The 20,806-nt window shown below is 66.9% G+C and carries 17 protein-coding genes; 5 read left to right on the top strand and 12 right to left on the bottom strand.

Translation table 11 applies throughout. From position 1 onward, the window contains the following. Positions 1-37: 37 nt before the first annotated feature. The 5 genes from AC6JAM_RS07935 to AC6JAM_RS07915 form a co-directional block, all read right to left on the bottom strand. On the bottom strand, positions 38-928 hold the full coding sequence (locus AC6JAM_RS07935; RefSeq protein ID WP_497934426.1) for a carbohydrate ABC transporter permease: 891 nt from the start codon (positions 926-928) through the stop codon (positions 38-40). Further along, the gene (locus tag AC6JAM_RS07930; protein WP_223993356.1) at positions 928-1,890 is read right to left on the bottom strand and encodes a carbohydrate ABC transporter permease; all 963 of its coding nucleotides are present in this window, start codon (positions 1,888-1,890) and stop codon (positions 928-930) included. Before AC6JAM_RS07930 ends, AC6JAM_RS07935 begins: the two co-directional genes overlap by 1 nt. Before the next feature lie 12 nt (positions 1,891-1,902). Continuing rightward, positions 1,903-3,228 (bottom strand): ABC transporter substrate-binding protein, encoded by a 1,326-nt coding sequence (locus tag AC6JAM_RS07925; protein WP_497934424.1) that lies wholly within the window; start codon positions 3,226-3,228, stop codon positions 1,903-1,905. Positions 3,229-3,341: 113 nt separating this feature from the next. Further along, on the bottom strand, positions 3,342-4,172 hold the full coding sequence (locus tag AC6JAM_RS07920) for a hypothetical protein (protein ID WP_497934423.1): 831 nt from the start codon (positions 4,170-4,172) through the stop codon (positions 3,342-3,344). Further along, on the bottom strand, positions 4,169-5,284 hold the full coding sequence (locus AC6JAM_RS07915) for a Gfo/Idh/MocA family protein (RefSeq protein ID WP_497934422.1): 1,116 nt from the start codon (positions 5,282-5,284) through the stop codon (positions 4,169-4,171). The genes AC6JAM_RS07920 and AC6JAM_RS07915 overlap by 4 nt, the downstream gene beginning before the upstream one ends. A 208-nt stretch (positions 5,285-5,492) precedes the next feature. On the opposite strand from AC6JAM_RS07915, the gene AC6JAM_RS07910 reads away from it, so the two are divergent. Then, the gene (locus tag AC6JAM_RS07910; protein ID WP_018770298.1) at positions 5,493-6,710 is read left to right on the top strand and encodes an ROK family transcriptional regulator; all 1,218 of its coding nucleotides are present in this window, start codon (positions 5,493-5,495) and stop codon (positions 6,708-6,710) included. 33 nt (positions 6,711-6,743) lie between these two features. Here the strand turns inward: AC6JAM_RS07910 and treS are convergent, their stop codons facing one another. The 5 genes from treS to AC6JAM_RS07885 form a co-directional block, all read right to left on the bottom strand. Then, a complete protein-coding gene (gene treS / locus AC6JAM_RS07905) occupies positions 6,744-9,020 on the bottom strand; it encodes a maltose alpha-D-glucosyltransferase (RefSeq protein WP_497934421.1) in 2,277 nt (758 codons plus the stop codon). 155 nt (positions 9,021-9,175) lie between these two features. Further along, on the bottom strand, positions 9,176-10,321 hold the full coding sequence (locus AC6JAM_RS07900; RefSeq protein WP_224084195.1) for a glycerate kinase: 1,146 nt from the start codon (positions 10,319-10,321) through the stop codon (positions 9,176-9,178). Between the two features lies 1 nt (position 10,322). Further along, the gene (dctA, locus tag AC6JAM_RS07895; RefSeq protein WP_224084196.1) at positions 10,323-11,792 is read right to left on the bottom strand and encodes a C4-dicarboxylate transporter DctA; all 1,470 of its coding nucleotides are present in this window, start codon (positions 11,790-11,792) and stop codon (positions 10,323-10,325) included. Between the two features lie 141 nt (positions 11,793-11,933). Beyond that, a complete protein-coding gene (locus AC6JAM_RS07890; protein ID WP_224084197.1) occupies positions 11,934-13,031 on the bottom strand; it encodes a tartrate dehydrogenase in 1,098 nt (365 codons plus the stop codon). A gap of 219 nt (positions 13,032-13,250) precedes the next feature. Beyond that, positions 13,251-14,135, bottom strand: coding sequence for a LysR family transcriptional regulator (locus AC6JAM_RS07885; protein WP_224084198.1), 885 nt, complete (start codon positions 14,133-14,135; stop codon positions 13,251-13,253). 181 nt (positions 14,136-14,316) lie between these two features. Between AC6JAM_RS07885 and AC6JAM_RS07880 the strand changes: the two genes are divergently transcribed. Beyond that, a complete protein-coding gene (locus tag AC6JAM_RS07880; protein WP_018770296.1) occupies positions 14,317-15,201 on the top strand; it encodes a GAF domain-containing protein in 885 nt (294 codons plus the stop codon). Further along, positions 15,198-16,121 carry an SGNH/GDSL hydrolase family protein gene (locus AC6JAM_RS07875; protein ID WP_056388452.1) on the top strand — a complete coding sequence of 308 codons (924 nt, stop codon included), beginning with the start codon at positions 15,198-15,200 and terminating at the stop codon, positions 16,119-16,121. Before AC6JAM_RS07880 ends, AC6JAM_RS07875 begins: the two co-directional genes overlap by 4 nt. Here AC6JAM_RS07875 and AC6JAM_RS07870 read toward each other — a convergent pair. Next, positions 16,118-17,470, bottom strand: a complete 1,353-nt coding sequence (locus AC6JAM_RS07870) for a uracil-xanthine permease family protein (RefSeq protein ID WP_056388450.1) — start codon at positions 17,468-17,470, stop codon at positions 16,118-16,120. The two genes, AC6JAM_RS07875 and AC6JAM_RS07870, sit on opposite strands and share 4 nt — an antisense overlap. 199 nt (positions 17,471-17,669) lie before the next feature. On the opposite strand from AC6JAM_RS07870, the gene AC6JAM_RS07865 reads away from it, so the two are divergent. After that, on the top strand, positions 17,670-18,275 hold the full coding sequence (locus AC6JAM_RS07865) for a malonic semialdehyde reductase (RefSeq protein ID WP_018770293.1): 606 nt from the start codon (positions 17,670-17,672) through the stop codon (positions 18,273-18,275). A 134-nt stretch (positions 18,276-18,409) separates the two neighbouring features. Continuing rightward, entirely contained in the window at positions 18,410-18,925 is a 516-nt protein-coding gene (locus AC6JAM_RS07860; protein ID WP_018770292.1) for a 2'-5' RNA ligase family protein, read from the top strand. Here the strand turns inward: AC6JAM_RS07860 and pgm are convergent. Further along, entirely contained in the window at positions 18,922-20,586 is a 1,665-nt protein-coding gene (gene pgm, locus AC6JAM_RS07855; RefSeq protein WP_018770291.1) for a phosphoglucomutase (alpha-D-glucose-1,6-bisphosphate-dependent), read from the bottom strand. The two genes, AC6JAM_RS07860 and pgm, sit on opposite strands and share 4 nt — an antisense overlap. Positions 20,587-20,806: the final 220 nt, after the last annotated feature.

Here is a 20,806-nt window from a genome sequence, read left to right as displayed (position 1 = left end):
TTCCTTAGCGGTTCTGTAGAGGTCGTTGGGGTTGGGGTCAGCGGCCGGCGAGCGAGCCGCCGATGCCGCCCACGCTGAAGTATTTGTTCAGGGCGGCGAACACGATGACGGGCGGGAGCATCATGACCACGGCCAGGGCCATGACCGAGGTCCAGTCCGTTGCATTCTGCTGGAAGAAGGACTGCACGCCCATGGCAAGGGTGAAGATTTCATTCGAACGCAGGAACACGATGGCCACCAGGTAGTCGTTCCAGGCCAGGAGGAAGGCGAAGATCGCGGTGGAAAGGACACCGGGCAGGGAGTTCCGCAGGACCACCTTGGTGAAGGAGCCGAAAACGGAGCAGCCATCGATCCAGGACGCCTCCTCCAGGCTGATCGGGATGGAATCGAAGTAGGCGGCCATCATCCAGGTGGCAACCGTCATGGTGGAGCCGACGTAGATGATGGTCAGGCCCAGGAGGTTGTCCACCAGGCCCATGCCGGCGAACAGGATGAACAGCGGCACCACGGACGTGATGATGGGCAGCGACTGCATCACGAACAGGAGCAGTGAATATCCGGAAACTGCCTTGCTGCGGCCCCGGGAGAGGACGTAGCCGGCAGGTGCGGCCACCGCCACGGACACCACCACCGTGGAAAGGGTGGTGATCAGGCTGTTCTTCAGCCAGGTGGCGGCCAGGGTCTTGGAGAAGACGTTGCCGAGGTTTTCAAAGGTCAGGCCGGTGGCCGTGCTGTTCGGTCCGGGCGTGAAGGCCAGGAGGATGGTGACCATGATGGGCACCAGCACGATCCCCGTGATGATGAGGATCGCGGCGAACCGCCACCAGCGGCCGCGCTGCCCCGCCTCGGAGAGGACCCTGCGGCGTTTGCCGGCATCGACGCCGAGCGTGGGGCCGGATTCGGGATGGGCGTGGAGTACTGCGCTCATTATTCGACGCTCGACTTTCGGATCTGGCGGTACAGGATGACCGAGATGACCACCAGGGTCATGGTCATGAGGAAGGCGATGGCCACGCCGGGGCCGGTGGCGAAGTCCTGGAACACGGTCCGGTACGCCAGGACCACCAGGGAGGTGGTGGCGTTGACCGGGCCGCCGCCGGTGAGCAGGTAGATGGTGGGGAAGTCGTTGACGCAGAAGATGGTCATCAGGATCCAGCTGATGTAGTTGGAGCGGGCAATCAGGGGCAGGGTGATCTGGCTGAACTGCTGCCAGCGGCTGGCCCCGTCCATGCTGGCCGCTTCGTAGACGGTGCTGTCCACGGAGGCCAGGGCCGCGGAGATCATCATCATCATGAAGGGAAAGCTGACCCAGACCTTGAACACCATCACCGTGACCGAGGCCAGGGTGGGGTCCGCCAGGAAGAGCGGTGTGCCCAGGCCCAGGTTCCGGAACAGGGACGGAACCAGGCTGTCCGGGGTGGCCACCAGCCAGTTCCAGGCGGTGGAGGACACCACGACGGGCACCACCCAGGGCAGCAGGAGCAGGACCTTGAAGGTGTTGCCGGCCGGAATCCTGGTACGCAGGAGCAGGGCGAGGCCCAGGCCTACAAGCCAGGATCCGAAGACGCCCACAATGGTGAACCAGAGCGTGAACTGGGCGGCCTTCCAGAACGCCGGCGAACTGAGGACGGTGGCGAAGTTCTGCGCGCCCACGAAGTTGCCGGTCTGGAGCAGGTCCCCGTCATGCGTGGCCTGGACGGCGGCGTAGATCAGCGGGTAGCCGTGGATCAGGACAAGCAGGACCACGGAGGGAAGCAGGAGCCAGAAGAACGTCTTGGTGGCCTGCGCGGAGAGCTTGCTCCTGCGTTTACCGGGGGCGGACCCAGACCCGCCGGGGGCGAGTCCCCGGCGGGCCCGTGACAGGCCGGACTGGGTGGTAGTGCTGGACATGGGCGCTCGGTCCTACTTCTTCAGGACCGACTCGAGGCCGGACTGGAAAGTCTGCAGGGCAGTCTTGGCGTCGGCCTTGCCGGTGATGATGGTCTGGCTGAACTGGTTCAGTGCCTGGCCGCCGTCGAGGGCCGCCAGGTTCGCATTGAGCCGGCTGCCTTGGGCGGCGAAGGTCTTGGCAATGGGCTGCCAGTCCTTGACGATCTTGACGTTGTTGGGGTCGTTGGCGAACTCGGGGATCTCCGTGATCGACTTGAAGACCGGCAGGGCGGACATCAGCTTCTTCTGCCACAGCTGCTTGAGCTGGCCCAGGTAGTACACCAGGAACTCCTCCGAGGCTTCCTGCGACGGGGTGTTGGTGTACATCATGATGTTGTTCGGGAAGACGATCGTTGCCTTGTCGCCGTGCGGACCCTTGATGGGGTCAGCCACCAGCAGGTCGCCCGAGGTATCGCCCACACGCTGCGGAACGTTGACCTGGAACAGGCCGTAGCCTGCCTTGCCGTCCTTCCATTGGGCGGACATGTTGTCCGTGGTGTAGCTGACCGCGGCGGGGTCGACGATGCCGTTGGACACGAGTTCCAGGACGAACTCCATGGCCTCCACGTTGCGGTCGTTCATCAGGTCCAGCTCGCCGTCCTTGTTCCAGACACCGCCGCCGTTGTTGACCATCATCATGATCATGGAGTGGTTGGCGTAGTTGTTGCCCGCGCCTGCGCCGGTGGTGAAGCCGAATGCGCCCACCTTCTTCAGGGCCTTGCCCGCTTCCAGCAGGGACGGCCAGTCCGTGGGGAGGGCAACGTTTGCCTTCTCGAACAGCGACTTGCGGTACCAGAAGACGCGCATGTCCAGCTGCCACGGGACGGCCACGTAGCCCTTGTCCGACTTGAAGGGGTCCAGCACGCCGGGCAGGAAGTCGTTGAACTGGCCATTGGCCTTCAGCTTCTCGATCGCCTTGTCCGCGTACGCGATCTGGCCCTGCTGCTCGAACTGGAAGGCTTGGAAGCCCCCGCCGGTGGAGACAGCCGGGCCCGTCTTCGAGGCGATCGCGGAGGAGAAGGTCTGGTAGAAGTTGTTCCACTGGATGATCTGGTACGAGGCCTTGGCGCCGTTGGCTCCGGAGAAACCTTCCGCGATGCCCTTGGCGGCGTCGTTGTAGGCGGGCGTTGCCCACGGCATGTCCCAGAACTTGACCGTTCCGCCCGCGCCGCCTCCGCCGCCCTGCGATGCCGAGCCGCCGCCGCAGGCGGCGAGGAGGGGTGCTGCGGCGGCGGCAGCCGTCAGGCCCAGGAAACCGCGCCGGGAGAAGGGGCGGCGCTGTTCGGAAGTTGCGTTCATGATGTGTCCTTTCGGGACCGGCCGGCGCAGTGCGCCGTTGGTGCGGTCCTGCTCATCGTCGAGAGTGGAGGTGGGACTGGACTGCTGTTTAGGTTGCGTATCGGTGGGTCTGGTTACGTGGCAGCGAGGGTTGCGTAGAGGTCGGTCAGCCGGGCGAACCCGGCCAGATCGTCCGGCCGGGTGCCGGCGCCAAGATGGTCCTTCAGGCGCCGCCACGCTGACCGGTGGGCGGATTCGTAAAGCGTGGGAAGCAAAAGTTCGCCATGGGCTCCGGTGACCCGGACTTCGGCCGGCCAGGCGGCGTCCGGATCCGGGACCTGGACGTACACCCCGCCGTCGGCGGTGTAGAGGCGGATGTCGATGGCGGCCGGGCGGGCAGCGGTCAGCACGCCCTGGGCGGTGAAGGGCGCGCCGTTGGCCAGCCTGCCGGCCACCGTGTATCCCGTGGCGTCGCTGCGGAGGAGGCTTACGCCGTCGAGCGGTCCGCTGACGGCCAGCAGCGCGGCGAGGTGTTCGCCCAGGAGCCGCTGCGGGTCGGTGCCGGGGGCCGCCGTCGCAACGCTGTCCAGCAGGGACGCGCTGCCCAGGGTACTGCGCACTGCGTCGCGGGCGTCCGGGGTGCTGCCTTCCGCCACCAGGGCGGGGTTGGAGGCCCAGCGGAGGTCCAGGACGACGGCGGTTCCTGCGGCGTCAACCGCGGCGGCCAGTTCCGTGGTGTCCTCGGGCGCCGGGTTGGCCACCACAACGCCGCGGGCGCCGGCGGCAACGGCGTGAAGGGCTTCGGTGGTCCAGCCGGGTCCGCCTGCGACCACCAGGACGTCGGCCGTGCCCTGCCGGCTCTCCGGAGCCGGGCCGAAGGTTGCAGGCAGTGAGGCCACCGTTTGGGTAACCGCGCCCTCTTCCCGCGCGGCAGGTGATGCCGAGACCGTGTACTGGCCGCTCATGGCGTAACTCCTGCTTTTTCCGCGGCACCGGCATGCCCCGCCCCGGCGCTTGCTGCCGTGGCGTCGGCGATGGCGAGGGCAAAGGTGAGGTCGTCGATCAGGGTTTGTGCGGCGGGTGCCTGGCGGGTTCCCCGGGCAAGCCCGGCAAGTTCACGCCATTCGCCCTCATAACCGTTGTGGCCGTACGGGCCGAACGTGCGGGTATCGCTGCCGTTGCCGCGGGTGAGGGTGGCCACTGCGGAGCCGGCCTGGACATACGACGGTGTGAAGTCGATGTGAAGGGCCGCATCGTCCCCGATGGCCTCGAAGGTCCACTCGGGCTTCCAGGTGCCGTTCATGACGGCACGCAGTTCGATGACGCGGGTTGGGGTGCGCAGCGAAACGGCATAGCCGAACGGGCGGACGTGGAACACCTGGAGGACTTCGAGGTCCGTGAAGTCCGGGGTGAACCGGCGGACCAGCGGCAGGTCGTGGATGGCCAGGCCCATGATCCCGCCCCGGAGCGCGCACTTGATGACGTCCGGGTCCGAGTAGTCGGGCCGGCCTGCGGCCGGCCGCGTGACGATCTCGGTGGCGAAGTCCTCGAAGCGGGCATTGGGCGGCAGGACGATGGAGGAACGGATGGTGTGGACCTGCCCGGGAAGGTCGCCCCAGTTCTGTTCGGCCGCGAGCCAGCCGGGGTCGAAGGTGTGCATGGCCCCGACGACGATTGGGACCCCGGTTTCGGAGCTGACGGCCGAGATGCGGGCGGCCTCTTCGGCGTTCATGGCGAAAGGCTTTTCGCAGAGGACGGCCTTCTTGCCGGCCCTGCAGGCGGCGATGACCTGGTCGGCGTGGAACTGGTGGGGGCTGCAGATTGCCACGACGTCCACGGCGGGATCGTCCAGCAGGGCAGCCATGCTGGTGCCGGCCGTGGCGCCAACGCGGGCCGCCACCGACGAGGCCACGGCGGCATCCACATCCATGATGTGCCGTACTTCCAGGATGTCCTGGAGGCGGGCCAGTGCCGGGAGGTGGATGGCCTGCGTGACGGGCCCGGCGCCGAGGATGCCGACGCCGAGGAGCGGCCGGTCTGCCGGCGCTGCGTGCTGGGACGCTGCTTGCTGGGACAAGGTCAGTTACCTCTTTGTAAGCGGACTCTGGGGGTGTAAGCGGATTACGGTGCCGGAATCAGTGCGGCTGATGTTCACCATCGGATCCGCGAATGTGCCTTGAGTCACAACGTAGAACTACTTTTGACGCACGTCAAGCAAAAGTTGTTTGTTGCGCGTCATTCTTCTGATTGGTGACAGCAGAAAGTAAGAGTGTTATGACTTAGACATGACTTCAGTGACAGGTAAGCAGGCCGGAAAAGAGTCCGATGTCGGCAGCCTGTCGCGCGCCGGGGACCTCTTCCAACTGCTTCGTGACGGCCGGGCCCGCACCCGCGCCGAGCTTGCGCTGAGCACGGGTCTGGCCCGCTCAACCGTCGCCTCGCGGATCGATGCGCTGATGCTGTCCGGCCTGGTGGGTCCCGCGGGTGAGGCGCTCTCCAGCGGCGGCAGGCCGCCGTCGCGCTTTGCCTTCAACCCGTCAGCCCGCCTGGTGCTGGCCGTGGACGTGGGCGCCACGCACGTCATCGTTGCGGTGACGGATCTCGGCGGAAACATCCTGGCCGAACACCGGCTGGCGCAGCAGGTGGCCGACGGGCCGGAAGCCGTGCTGGACCAGGTGGTAGCGCAGGGCAAGGAACTGCTGGCGTCCACCGGACGGACCGTTGCGGAACTGGCCGGGATCGGCATCGGGCTGCCCGGGCCCGTGGAACATGACACCGGCAAGCCCGTCAAGCCGCCCATCATGCCGGGCTGGGACGGGTTCGACGTGGTCAGCTACGTCCAGCGCTCCCTGCCCGTCCACGTGCTGGTGGACAACGACGTGAACATCATGGCGCTGGGGGAGCAGTCCGCGCACTGGCCCGAACACAACAACTTCTTCTTCGTGAAGGTGGCAACCGGCATCGGCTCCGGCATCATCAGCAACGGGGAACTGCAGCGTGGCGCCAACGGCACGGCAGGCGACCTGGGCCACGTCCAGGTGGCCCGCGGCGCGGATGTCCTGTGTGCCTGTGGAAACTATGGGTGCCTGGAGGCGCTGGCGTCCGGTCCCGCCGTCGTGCGCTCCCTCCGGGACCAGGGACTGGACGTGGCAAAGGGCTCGGACGTGCTCCGGCTCGCCGCCGACGGCAACCTGCAGGCCATCCAGGCGCTGCGCCAGGCCGGCCGGGACATCGGCGAGGTTCTGGCCACCGTGGTGAACCTGCTCAATCCGTCCGTGATTGTGGTGGGCGGCAGCGTTGGCGAGACGGGCGAGCACCTGGTGGCCGGCATCCGCGAGGTGGTGTACCGGCGCTCCCCGCCGCTGGCCACCTCGCACCTGCGCATCAACGGCTCCCGCGCCGGGAGCCAGGCGGCGGTCCTTGGCGCAAGCAAACTGGTCACCCAGTACGTCCTCTCGCCGGCCGTCATCGAAGCCACGCTGGCAGGCGCCATCGCCGGGTAAAGCCGGGAATCCCCGGCCTACCCGGCGTGGGCTCTACGCCTCCGCCTCCGGCTCGGGCGCTTCGGCCAGGATCAGTGCCGTGCCGCCGTACGCGGGCAGCTCCAGGAAGAAGCTGTGCAGGTCATCCACCTGCCCCACCGTCTCGCCGCTGAACAGATCCTTGACGTTGGCGCCGGACGGCAGCTCGTTGGACTGGATGCTGCCGGCGATGTCCTGCCCGGAGAAGTTGAGCGCCGTGACCTGCAGGCTGCCGTCCTTCAGCCGGTTGACCAGCACCAGTGCGCTGCGGTTGGAAACGTCCGGGACGTCGAGCAGGGTGCCGGTGGCGATCCCGTTCTCTTCCCGCACGGCGAGGATCCGCTGCAGCCGGCGCGCGAACGAGTTCGGGTCCTTGAGCTGTTCGGGCAGCGGCCCGTACAGGCTGCGGGCCCGGGGCATCCCGGCGGACGAGGTGGTGGCGTCCGGACTGGTTCCCATGAGGTCGTGGGCGCCGCGGTTGATCCAGCGGGTATCGCCCTGCGAGGTGAGCTCGCGGACGCTGCTCCGGTCCAGGGCCAGGATGCCCGTGAGGTCCCAGCCGGAAAGGGCAAAGACGCCCGGCTGCAGGGCGTTGTACATGGCCAGGAGCAGGTGGACGTCCCGGATCTGGGCTTCCTGCTCCGGGGTGGTGGTGGACGGGTCCTTGATGCCCAGGGCCGCCATGATGAAGCTCACCGAGGTGCAGGCAATGCCGTTGGTGGTGAAGACGGCGTTGTAGGGCCCGTTTTCGCCGGTGAGCCGTTCCCGCAGGGTCTGCTGGACCTGTTCGGCCAGCTGCGCCCCGGTGAGTTCCTCGCCGTTGAGCTCGAACATCTCGTCCCGGTGCCCGGCGGCGAAGTGCAGGAGCTCGTAGGTGAGTTCGTCATGGTTCTGCAGGGCGTGCACCAGCGATGCCTGGTCCACGCCGATTTCCAGCGACAGCCGGAGGGTCAGCCGCAGGAACTCGGTATCGGCCGTGACCAGGGAGTAGTGGTACGCAGGCCGGGTGATGAAGTCGTAGGACAGGTCGGGGCCGGCATCGGAGGTTGCCTTGATGTCGTCGATGGTCAGGTTCAGCTCCTGGAAGGAGAACCCGCCCACCTTGCGGATCATGGAGCCGATGAGCTGGTTGGCTGCCTCGGACAGTGGGTGCCCCTCGGACCAGCCGGGTTGTTCTTCGGCGCTCTTCTCCACGCCCAGGAAGCCGTTGGCGTCCAGGCGCAGCGCCCCCGTGCCCAGGTCCACCAGCGAATGCAGGGCATCGCCCACCACCAGGCGCATTCCGGCGAAGGTGGGGTCCAGCCAGTTGATGGAGGGCTGGCCGGCCTTGAAGTAGTGCAGGTAGACCCAGCGGCGGGTCTTGCCGGTGGTATCCACGATGGGCCGCGTGGCGCTCCAGTTGGTTTCCTTCACCCCGGGTTCGTAGAAGATGACCCGCTGCAGCCTGCCGATGATGTAGCCGGCCTTCTGCAGCGCCTGCTCGGAGTCGGGGCTGAGGTTGACCGAGTCCGCCCCCTCCGGGACGTCCGGGAGCAGGTTCCAGTCCTCCTCCGGAATATCGATCATGTGGTAGATGCCGGGGTAGTCCCGGAAGTTCATTTCGGCCAGGCGGAAGTCCGCGCCCTTGCCGGTGTGGCCCGGGACGATGTCGTCGATGACTGTGCCGTCGTGCTCGGCGGCCACCTCGCACATCCGCCGGAACTCATCCTCGGTGCCGAAAACAGGGTCGATCGCCATGCTGATGCGGTCGAAGTGCCCGTCCACGCTGGGTGTGTGGGACCAGCCGCTGATGCCGCCGGCGAGCTTCACGGGCCCGGTGTGGATTCCGCGGATGCCGATTTCGCGGAACGCCTTCCACATGGCCGGATCGCCCAGGGCCGAAAGGAATGACTGGCCGGACGGGGTGATGAAGGACAGCGGGTAGGCGGTGAACCACACGGAGGCGCGTTCGACGGCGGCCCGCGGGTTGGGATGGGCGTACGAGTTCTGCCACATGCTGGCCTGGCCGGACAGCTGCCGGGCCAGCGTGTTCGCATCCCCGAGCATCGCCTGGTTGCGGAGCCAGTCCACGTACGCCGCGTTCCGCCCGTCGAATTCAAAGGACGGCCTGCTGCCGACGAACTGGCGCCGGCGCGCGATGGGCCGCAGCGCCTTTGGCCTGGCCGCGAAGAACTGCTCGTCGAAATTGACGTCCAGTTCCGTTGACGGCTCCGCAGCGCCCGCTTCCACTTCCCCTATGGGGGCGGCTGCATCCGCTTCCGAAGTGTTCCCGCTGGTGCCCGGCTCAGGCATAAGCTCCTCTTTCCATTGCTCGTTTCCGTGCTGGCATGGATGCTCCAAGACCCCTTGCCCAAGGAAACGTACCCAGGGCAACAGGGAGTATTCGGCGTTCCCTCTCCCGATGCTACTGCTCAGCGGAGCCGGTGGAGGGGACAAACGTGCCTGGGCTAGTGGATGCTTTGTCCGATGTCCCGGCCAATCTGCTGGAGGAGGGCGGTGGACAACCCTGGGTCTTTGGCGGAGTCCCGGCTGGTGTAGTCGGCCAGGGCGTACACCCGTGCCAGGGACAGGTCCGCCCAGCGTTCGCGGGGAAGCAGGGAACGGCCGGCGACGGCGATGATGGGCCGGGTGCCGGACCGGCGGGCCACGGCAGCCGGGAGCTTCCCGGCGAGGGTCTGCAAGTCGATGCTGCCTTCGCCCGTGATGACCAGGTCGCAGTTGTCCCTGCGGCCATCGAAGTCCAGCAGGTCCAGGAAGAAGTCCGCTCCCGATACCTGCCGCGCGCCCAGCAGCAGGCAGGCGAAGCCCAATCCGCCGGCGCTGCCCGCTCCCTCGTGTCCGGCCAGTTCGCGGGCGGAAGCAAATCCCGCGCCTTCCATCCTTGCCACGAAGTGCACCAGCCCGGCGTCCAGGCTGGCCACATCGGCCGGCACCGCCCCCTTTTGGGGCCCGAAGACGGCAGCAGCGCCGGCAGGACCGCATAGCGGATTGGAGACATCGCTGGCAACGATCAGTTCAGCCGCCACCAGGCCTGGAAGGGGGGAGCCTTGGACGGAGCGGATCCGGAAGAGGCTGCGCCCTGTCCCTTCAAGGCGGTGGCCATCGGTGTCGGTGAAGGTGTAGCCCAGGGCGGACAGCATCCCCGTGCCCCCGTCTGTGCTGGCACTGCCGCCCAGCGCCAGCACGATTCGTGCCGGGGCAAGGCTGAGGGCGAAGCGGATGGCTTCGCCGAATCCGCGGCTGGAGGAGTTGAGCGGGTCAAGGGTGCCGTGGGGCAGGAGCGAGATCCCGCAGGTGTTGGCCACTTCCACGACGGCGGTGACTCCGTCGAAGGCGATGGATGCCTGCACCTGCTGCCCCGTCGGCCCGGTGACCTGGCAGGTGTGCCGCGCGAACCCTGCCGAGACGGCGGCGTCCACGCTGCCGTCTCCACCGTCGGCCAGGGGGAGCAGGTCGCACTGGATGGTTCGGTGGGCCCCGGCGACGGACCGGAGTCCGGCCGCCAGGGCGTGTGCCACCTCATGGGCGGTCAGGCTGCCCTTGAATTTGTCGGGCGCGATGAGGGCGCGGAGGGAGGGGGTGGAAGTGGACATGTCAGACGGTCTCGGAGTAGGCGGGGCGGCGGTCGGCAGGGAGGGGATGCCCGACGCCGGCCGAATCCTTCCCTGGGGCAGGCACCTGGTGGAGGTCGTCGTCGTTGGGGCCGGCCCCGGCATGCAGTTCCTGAGCCTGAGCCTGAGCCTGAGTCTGCGCGGGCACAGGTTCCACGGTTTCGCCCGCAAAGACGCGGCGGACACGGTCGGCGTCGAGCGTGCGGTCCCACCAGGCGATGAACAGGGTGGCCACCGCGTTGCCGGTGAAGTTGACCAGGGCACGGCACTCCGACATGAACTTGTCGATGCCGAAGATGAGCATGATGCCGGCCGCCGGGATGGTACCGATGGTGGCCAGTGTGGCGGTCAGGGCAATGAAGCCGCCGCCCGCCACGCCGGCTGCGCCCTTGGAGGTCAGCAGCATGACGGCGAGCAGGCCCAGCTGCTGTCCGATGGTCAGGCTGGTGTTGGTGGCCTGGGCGATATAGAGGGCCGCGAGGGACAGGTAGATGGCGGCGCCGTCCAGGTTGAAGCTGTAGCCCGTGGGGACTACGAGGCCCACCGTTTCCTTCTTGACGCCGGCGTGCTCGAGCTTGCGCATCAGCCCCGGCAGGGCAGGCTCGGCAGTGGAGGTGCCTAGGATGAGCAGGTATTCCTCCTTGAGGTGCCGGATCATGCTGAAGATGTTCAGTTTCAGGAAGGCCATGACCGAGCCGAGGACCACCACCACGAAGAGGATGGAAGTGGCGTAGAAGAGCGCGATCAGGCCGCCCATGCTGGTCAGGGATGAGACGCCGTACTTACCCACCGCGAAGGCCATGGCACCGAATGCGCCAAGTGGCGCCGCTTTCATGATGAAGCTGAGGATCTTGAACATCACAGCGGTGAGGCGCTGGACGCCGTCAAGGACCGGGGCGCCCACCTTGCCCATGGCGTTCAGGGCGATCCCGAAGACAACCGCAATGAAGATGATCTGCAGAATGTCGCCCACGACGAAGGGCTGGACGACGCTGGTGGGGATGATGTTGGTAATGAACTGCCACCATTCCTGGTGCGCGCCGGCGTCGATCAGCTTGGCGGCCGAGTCGGAAGTCTTGATGGCGCCGGGGTCGGCGTTCACGCCTTCGCCGAGCCGGAAGATATTGATGGCCACCAGTCCGAATGCCAGGGCGCAGATGGTGCCGACCTGGAAATACGTGAGCGCCTTCAGCCCGGTCATGCCCACCTTCTTCAGGTCGGCGACGCTGGCGATGCCGCCCACGATCGTGAGGAAGACGATGGGTCCGATCAGCATCTTCATTGCGTTGACGAACGTGATGCCGATCGGTTCCATGGCAATACCGGTTGCCGGGGCAAGCCAGCCCACCAGGATGCCGATGACGATCGCTGTCAGTACCCAAAAGTACAGTTGCCGGTACCACCGGGTTTTCGGGGCCGCTGTTGCAGCTGCGGCGGTGCTGTTGTGGTCCATGATTCCTACCTCATTGTTGGAATGTCGCTGGAGGATGTTCTGGGGAAGAGATTGCTGCGGGGCGGGCGGCAGCGCTGCTTCACCGCCCGCCCCGGGCGTGGCACCGGCGACCGAATGGCGGCGCCGGAGGTTACTGCTTGCCTAGACAGCTGCCGGAGTGAGCGTCAGGGCCTTGATGATGGCTTCGGTGACGTCCTCGGTGTTTGCAGTGCCGCCCACGTCGCGCGTCAGGTGGCCCGCGCCGGTGGCCGCTTCGATGGCGGCTTCAACGCGGCGTGCTTCCCCGTGCAGGCCGAAGTGGTCCAGCATCAGGGCGGCGCTGGCGATGGCGCCGATCGGGTTGCTGATGCCCTGGCCGGCGATGTCCGGAGCGGAGCCGTGGACGGGTTCGAACATGGACGGGAAGCGGCGCTCCGGGTTCAGGTTGGCGCTGGCTGCCAGGCCCAGGCTGCCCGCCAGTGCGGAGCCGAGGTCGGAGAGGATGTCGGCGTTCAGGTTGGAGGCCACCACCACGGACAGGTCCTCGGGCTTGAGGATGAACTTGGCGCTCATGGCGTCCACCAGGACGCTTTCGGTCTGGACGTCCGGGTAGTCAAGGGCCACGCGGTTGAAGACCTCGTCCCACAGGACCATGCCGTACTGCTGGGCGTTGGACTTGGTGACGGAGGAAACCTTCTTCACGGTGCGGGTCCGGGCCAGGTCGAACGCGAAGCGCACGATGCGCTCGCAGCCCTTTTCGGTGAACAGTGCGGTTTGCAGCGCCACCTCGTTGCCGGGGCCGCGGCCGCTGAGGTTACGGCCGCCCAGGCCGGCATATTCACCCTCGCTGTTTTCGCGTACCACAACCCAGTCGAGTTCGGTGTTGTCTGCCTTGCGCAGCGGGGACTGCACGCCGGGGAGGAACTTAACGGGGCGGATGTTGGCCCACTGGTCGAAGTTCTGGGTGATGTTCAGGCGCAGCCCCCAGAGGCTGATGTGGTCCGGGACGTTTTCCCAGCCGACGGCGCCGAAGTAGATGGCGTCAAAGTCCTTCAGGGCTTCCAGGCCCTTGGGGTCCATCATCTGTCCGGTCCTGGCGTAGTACTCCGAGCCCCAGGGAAACTCGGTCCAATCGAAAGCGAACCTGCCGTTGGAGTTTTCGGCCAGCGCATCCAGGACGCGGCGGCCAGCGGCGACCACTTCCTTGCCTACGCCGTCCGCGGGGATCGAAGCGATGTTGAATGTCTGGTTGGCGCCCATGTGGCTACCTCCTCGTTGAGTGTGGGCAGTGTGTCCTGTTGCCGGGATCACGCTGCTTTTCTTCCTCCTCAAGTAGACGCGGCCCGCTCCATCAGCGTCCAAGACCAAGATTCGATCCAGCTGATAGGAACCGCCTATCGATCCAGTGATCAATGCTCCGATAACGCCCTTTTGAGCCCTAAACTGCGCTGCCGGAGCCGCCGATGGGTTGTGCCGCGGCTACTCCGCGTGCTGCCTGGCGACTTCCAGAAAGGCGGACGCCGCAGGGGTGAGGTCGTCCTTGCGGCTCAGGATGGCTACTTCCAGGTGCGAGACCGGTTCGATCAGGAGCGTCCGCAGGCCGGCCTTGTGCGCGGTGGGTGCCCACGAGGAAGGCATCACCGCATGCCCCACGCCGGCGAGAACGAGGGGGAGGATGGATGTGCGGTGGGCCACCTCCACCACAATCTCGGCTTCGATGCCCTGGGCCAGCGCATCGTCCACGAGCCAGCGCATCAGGGAACCGCGCTGGCTGGCGATGATGCGCTGGCCGCCAAGGTCCTCCCGCACAATCGAGTCACCGGAACCAAAAGTGTCCGCCTGCGGGTTAACGATGAGGATCAGGGGCTGCCGCTCCAGCGCCAATACTTCGACGCCGGGAACGCGGATGGCGGTGGGGGAACCGGCCAGTCCTATTTCCGTGCTGCCGCTGCGCACGGATTCCACCACTTCCTCCGGCGTGAACGCGGCCCCAACGTTCAGCCGGACCGACGGGTAGGTCTGGGTGAAGGCGGCAATCATTGAGGTAAGTGGTTCAATTCCCGGTGAGGGCATGGTGATGATGTCCAGCTGCCCGCTTCGGATGCCGCGAAGAGCCTGCACCGCGGACTGTGCCGCGGCCAGGTCCCGCATTACCAGACGCGCTGGACCCACCAACTCCCTGCCGGCGTCGCTGAGGACAGCCCGGCGGCCGATCCTGTGGAACAGGGGCACGCCCAGCTCCTTCTCCAGTCCGGCGATGGTCTGCGACAGGGACGGCTGGGCGATCAGCAGGTGCTCTGCCGCGCGGTTGAATCCACCGTGGTCTACCACCGCCAGGAAGTACTTCAGTTTCCGGGTGTCCAAAGCGGCTCCTCTCCGGCAGACCGATGCTGGGGTGCGCCTGAAGCCTACCCACGCCTGCCCCATTCTGCGAATCCCCCTTTCCCCCTTGTTTCGCCAACTTTGCCCACTATGGCGGCCAGCGGTCGTATTCTTAGAGCAAGGTTTTGCAGTGGGCCCGGTGCGCTGATAGCAGGGCTGGAGCATGGCCGCTGAACCCACGGGGCAGGTTGGCTGGGGACCGCTTCCAGTTACCCCGGAGCCGGTTTTCGACAGCAAGGACGTCGAAGACTACCTCCGGGACGTCACCCGCGACTTCATGGCGGGTATCAAAGGTGAGCGCCGCAGCATCAGCTGGGCGGCCACCCTCTTCCGCCTGGGCACGGCGCGGACCATCGCAGCCAGTACGGAGCAGGCACGCGAAGCGGACCGGGAGCAATGCTCGTTCGCTGACGGACCGGTCATGGAAGCCATGCGCACCGCAGAATTCGTCCTGGTGTCGGACCTGAGCCGGGACCGCCGCTGGCCGGGGTATTCCAGCGCTGCCGCGGCCCATGGGGTGCAGTCCCTGCTCTCCGTCCCCATCCTCACCGAAGGCGGGACCAGTGCCGCCATCAATCTTTACGCGCCTTTCCCGCACGCCTTCACCAGCGATGACCTGGTGCGCAGCCAAAGCTATGCCCGTGAGGTGGCGCGGGCCATGCATGTTGTGGTCCGGGTGGCCGAACGCGCGGAAACGACGGCGGGTCTCGCCGTCGTCCAAAGCTCCCTGGTCCTGGTGGACCTCGCCGTGCGCAGCCTGATGAACGAATACGGACTCACCCGGGAGGGTGCGCTGCGGTTCCTGCAGACGCAGGCGCTGCACCACGAGCTGGATCTCCGGGACGTGGCATTGAACGTTGTGGCCCCCGCAGGGATGGACCTCGGGGTTGGGCAGCCGTCGGGGCTGCGGCAGGAAACGTACGACGGCGTGGCGGAGCTCCCGCGGCCGTCGCCGGCGGGGCGGGACTTTCCAACCGGAAGGTCGGCCCGCAAGGACGCTGCGGCGGGGACGGAACCCCCGCCTGCTGCGGAAGGGAGGACAGCATGACCATCGGGAAACAGGAACTGCGCTCCATCACGGAAGGACCGGGCAGGCACCCCTGGCACCGGTTCGTCGCCCTGGGGGACTCTTACACCGAAGGGATCGGCGATCCCGAGCCGCACAGCCTGGGCGGCCTCCGGGGCTGGGCTGACCGCGTGGCGGAGGAACTGGCGGACAGCCAGCCGGACTTCGCCTATGCCAACCTGGCCATCCGCGGCATGCTGCTGCGGCAAATCCTCGACGGGCAGCTGGCACCGGCCCTGGCGTTGAAGCCCGACCTGATTGCCATGTCCGGCGGTGGCAACGACATCGTGTTCCGCCACGGCGACCCGGACAAGCTGGCGGAAAAGATCGACGAGGCCGTGGGTATCCTGGCTGACACGGGCGCCACCATCCTGCTGTATGCAGGTCCCGATTGGGGGAACACGCCGGTCTTCGGCAAGATCCGCGGCCGCGTGGCGGTCTACAACGAACATCTCCACAGGATCGGGGCCCGGCACCACGCCATCATGGTTGACCTTTGGTGCCTGCCGGAGCTGCAGCATGCGCTGATGTGGGACCCGGACCGGCTGCACCTGTCCCCGCTGGGCCACCATTCCGTAGCGGTGGCCACCCTCAACGCCCTGGGCGTACCGCATACGCTCAGGCCGCTGCAGCCGCGGCCGCTTCCCGCGCACGGCTGGACGCAGGCCCGGGCCGAAGACCTGGTCTGGGCCAAGCAGTACTTTGTGCCGTGGGTGCTGAAGCGGATGCGGCCCCACCAGGTCAGCGGGTTGGCGGCCAAGCGGCCGCAGCCGGTCCCGGTGTTCGGCCTTGGCCGTCCCGGTCCCTTCCCGCCCGGACATCCCGCGGCCAGGACCTCCGGACCGGATTATGACGGACAGCCTGGAGTGGACCCCGGGGTGGAAACCGGCAGGGTGGCTTAGCGCTTCCTGGGGGAGCGCTTGGCCGCGGCCTTCATCGCGGCCTTCGCTGCCGGAGGCAGTACGCCCTGCTCGGTTTCGGGTTCGGCCACCGTTCCGCGCGCCTTCGCGACGGCCTTCATGCCGTGGTAGATCACCAGGGCGGCAGCAGAACCCAAGGCGATGCCGGTGAACTTCAGGTCGCCAATGGTCCAGGTGTAGTCCGCGATGCCGATGATCAGGGCCACTGCGGCAGTGGTCAGGTTGACCGGGTTGGAGAAGTTCACCTTGTTCTGGACCCAGATCTTCACGCCCAGGATGCCGATCATGCCGTACAGCATCGTGGCGGCGCCGCCCAGCACGCCTGCCGGGACGGTGGCGATCAGTTCGCCGAACTTCGGCGAGAAGCTGAGCAGGATGGCGAACATGCCCGCCACCCAGTAGGCCGCCGTCGAATACACCTTGGTGGCCGCCATGACGCCGATGTTCTCCGCGTACGTGGTGGTGCCCGATCCGCCGCCCAGGCCGGCCAGCACGGTGGCAGCACCGTCTGCCATCAGCGCGCGTCCGGAGACGCCGTCGAGGTTCTGTCCTGTCATGGCGGCAACGGACTTCACGTGGCCGATGTTCTCTGCCACCAGCACCAGGACCACCGGGACGAACAGGCCCAGGACGCCGATGTGGAACTCGGGGGTTTGGAAATGCGGCAGCCCAACCCAGGCTGCGGCGTCCATCTTGTCGTACTTCACCTCGCCGCGGAGCATGGCCACCAGGTAGCCCACCACAACGCCAACCAGGATGCTGAGCCGGCCCAGGATTCCGCGGAACAGGACGCTGACCAGGATGATGGTGACCAGTGTGATGAGGGCCGTAATCGGGGCGGCGTCGAAGTTCTGCTTGGCGGCGGGGGCAAGGTTCAGGCCGATCAGTGCCACGATGGCACCCGTGACGATGGGCGGCATCAACCGGTTGATCCAGCCGGCGCCGAACTTCTGCACCACGGCCCCCACCAGGGCCAGGGTGACGCCGGCAAGCACCACGCCGCCCAGGGCGCCGGGGATGCCGAACTGCGCCTGCGAGGCGGTGATGGGCGCAATGAAGGCAAAGCTTGAACCCAGGTAGCTGGGCACCCGGCCCTTGGTGACCACCAGGAACAGCAGCGTGCCGATCCCCGAAAAGAACAGCGTGGTGGCGGGCGGCATCCCGGTGATGATGGGAACCAGGAAGGTGGCGCCGAACATGGCCACCACGTGCTGCATGCCCACGCCGATGGTCAGGGGCCACGCCAGCCGCTCATCCGGGGCCACCACCTGGCCGGGCTTGATGGTTTTGCCGGTGCCGTGCAGCTTCCATTTGATTCCGAGCATGCTCATGGGAAGGAATGCCTTTCAGGGGGTGCCGCGAGGGGGCGAAGATCAACTCGCTCCAGAATACCGCCAAGTGTTTGTGCGGGCCCGCTGTGGCCAAGGTCACCCGGCGTCACGGGAAGAGGAGGAAAGCAGTTGAAGTTGCAACTATGGAAAGCATCAGAGGCCACCCCTGCAGGCGGGCGGCGCAGCGAAAGGTAAGCCAATGACCATTGCCCACGAAGAAGCGGTTATCGATTCGGCAGCCGTGGACGCCATCTTTGCCCAGGCCCGCACCGCCAACTCCTTCACCGGCGAGGTGACCGAGGAGCAGGCCCAGGCCATCTACGAGCTCACCAAGTTCGGCCCCACCGCGTTCAACTCCCAGCCGTTGCGCGTCACCTATGTCCGCTCGGCTGAGGCCCGCGCCACCCTGGTGGATGCCCTGTCCCGCGGCAACCAGGCCAAGACGGCTTCCGCCCCGCTGGTGGCCATCCTCAGCTACGACACCGACTGGGCCGGCAAGTGGGACGACTTCCTCCCCGGCTACAACGCCCCCAAGGCCATGTACGACGCCGACCCGCAGCTCGCCGCAGCCACGGGCAACAACAATGCCCACCTGCAGGCCGGCTACTTCATCCTGGCCGTCCGTTCGCTCGGTTTCGCCGCCGGCCCCATGACCGGCGCTGACTTCAACGCCATCGACGCCGCCTTCTTCCCGGCCGGCGACCAGAAGAGCTTCCTGGTGGTCAACATCGGCCAGCCGGGCGAGGACGCCTGGGGCGAGGCAAAGCCCAAATTCTCCTACGACGAGGCTGTCCGCACCGTCTGACGCCCCATCACTTCCTGCGTCTTTTCTCCAAACGCCCCATCACCTGGTGATGGGGCGTTTGGGTTTTTTGGGCGGGATGTGATGGGGCGTTCAGAGGCGTGGAGGTGGGCCGGTGGGAGACTGGGCGTATGCCGATGCGGAACCTCATTTTTGTGGCCTTCGTGGAACCGGTGGCGGACGGCCAAGTTTTTCTGCGGACGGAGTGGCCGCTGCACGTCACCCTGGTGAGGTTCGACGCCGCCGCCACGGACGGTGCCGACGTCGCCCAAAGCATCGCCGCGCTTGCAGATGGGCCGGCCAACGCAGCGCTTGGCGCGGAGCTGACCGTGGGGGAGGACGCCGCCTTTGGCCGCAACGGGTCCGTCCCCGTCAACCTGGTGGAGCCGCACCCCGCCCTGCAGGAACTGCATGAGCGGCTGGTGCAGGTGGTGGTGGACGCGGGCGGCAGGATCCTCACGCCGCGCCACACGTTGTCCGGCTACCGGCCGCACGTCTCCCACCAGGCCACCCCAGGCCCGGACGCCAAGCGCCTCCACCGGGGCGACGCCGTCGTGCTTGACCGCGTGGCTTTGGTGGACATGGCGCCCGGCGGCGACCACGCCATCAGGCGCATCCTCCGGTTGTGGAGCCAGGAACCTTCGCAGTACTAGGCGATGACGCTGTCCACCAGCGCCTTGGCCTCCGCCTGCACCTGCTTCAGGTGTTCCTCGCCCTTGAAGGACTCGGCGTAGATCTTGTACACGTCCTCCGTGCCGGACGGGCGGGCCGCGAACCAGGCGTTTTCGGTGACCACCTTCAGGCCGCCGATGGGCGCGCCGTTCCCTGGCGCCTCGGTGAGCTTGGCGGTGATCGTCTCGCCCGCCAGTTCCGTGGCGGTAACGTCCGACGGCGACAGCTTGCCGAGTGCAGCCTTCTGCTCGCGGGTGGCGGCGGCGTCGATCCGGGCGTAGACGGGGGCGCCGAACTGGTCCGTCAGCCCCTTGTACAGCTGGGACGGGGAGCTGCCGGTGACCGCGGTGATCTCCGAGGCCAGCAGTGCCAGCAGGATGCCGTCCTTGTCCGTGGTCCAGACGCTGCCGTCCAGCTTGTTGAAGGAGGCACCGGCGGATTCCTCGCCACCGAACGCCCCTTCACCCGAGAGCAGGCCGGGAACGAACCACTTGAAGCCAACGGGCACCTCAACGAGCTTGCGGCCCAGGCTCTCGGCCACGCGGTCGATGATGGAGGAGGACACCAGCGTCTTGCCGATCACCGAGGCGGGGTTCCAGCCGCTGCGGTTGCGGTAGAGGTAGTCGATGGCGACGGCCAGGTAGTGGTTGGGGTTCATCAGCCCGCCGTCCGGGGTGACGATGCCATGGCGGTCGGCGTCGGCGTCGTTGCCCGTGGCCACGTCGAATGCGGGCTGGCCGGAGGCGGCGGCGTCGGACATCCGCTGGATCAGCGACGCCATGGCCGACGGCGAAGAGCAGTCCATGCGGATCTTCTCGTCCCAGTCCAGGGTCATGAAGGCCCACTGCGGGTCCACCGTGGGGTTCACCACGGTCAGGTCCAGGTGGTGGCGCTCGCCGATCTCGCCCCAGTAGTCCACGGACGCGCCGCCCATGGGATCGGCACCGATCCGGACCCCGGCATTGCGGATGGCGTCCAGGTTCAGTACGGACGGAAGATCGTCCACGTAGCTGCTCAGGAAGTCGAACTTGCCGGTGGTGTCTGCGGCCTGGGCGTCCGCCAGCGGGATCCGCTTCACGCCGCGCAGCCCGTTCTCCAGCAGCTCGTTGGCGCGGTTGGCGATCCAGCCGGTGGCATCCGAGTCCGCCGGGCCGCCGTGCGGGGGGTTGTACTTGAAGCCGCCGTCGCCGGGCGGGTTGTGGCTGGGGGTCACCACGATGCCGTCGGCCTGCGGGGCGCCCGGTGCGGCTTTCCGGTTGTAGGTCAGGATGGCGTGGCTCAGCGCCGGGGTGGGGGTGTAGCCGTGCCTGGCGTCGACGAGGACCTGGACGCCGTTCGCGGCGAGCACCTCCAGCGCGGAGTTCTGCGCGGGCTCGCTCAGTGCGTGGGTGTCCTTGGCCAGGAACAGCGGGCCGGTGACGCCCTGCGCAGCCCGGTATTCCACGATTGCCTGCGTGATGGCAACGATGTGCTGTTCATTGAACGAGGCCTTGAGGCTGGAGCCCCGGTGCCCGGAGGTGCCAAAGACGACGCGCTGGCCGGGATCACCCAGGTCCGGCGCAACGTCGTAATACGCGTCAAGAAGCGCAGTGATGTCAACAAGGTCCTGGGGTTGGGCAACTGTACCCGCGCGGCTAGCCATGGCTCCAGCATGCCAGAACCTGGCAGGAGTCCAAACGACCCGCCCATAATCCGGACCCTGTGACGCGCAATGTGCTCGTCAAACCAAGTAGTCCACCTGAGTACCCGGCCCGGAAAGTACCTATATACCGGCCCTTTGACGCCCTGCTACCTTTCAAAAAATTCCAGGAAACAAGGGAAAGGGACGGACGACGGCGGGCCGCCGCCGGAGTCCTGTCCGG

It is taken from the genome of Arthrobacter sp. GmRoot5-12 (assembly GCF_059739365.1).
The sequence above is the reverse complement of the archived record's forward strand: the minus strand, read 5'-3'. Positions and strand labels throughout refer to the sequence as shown.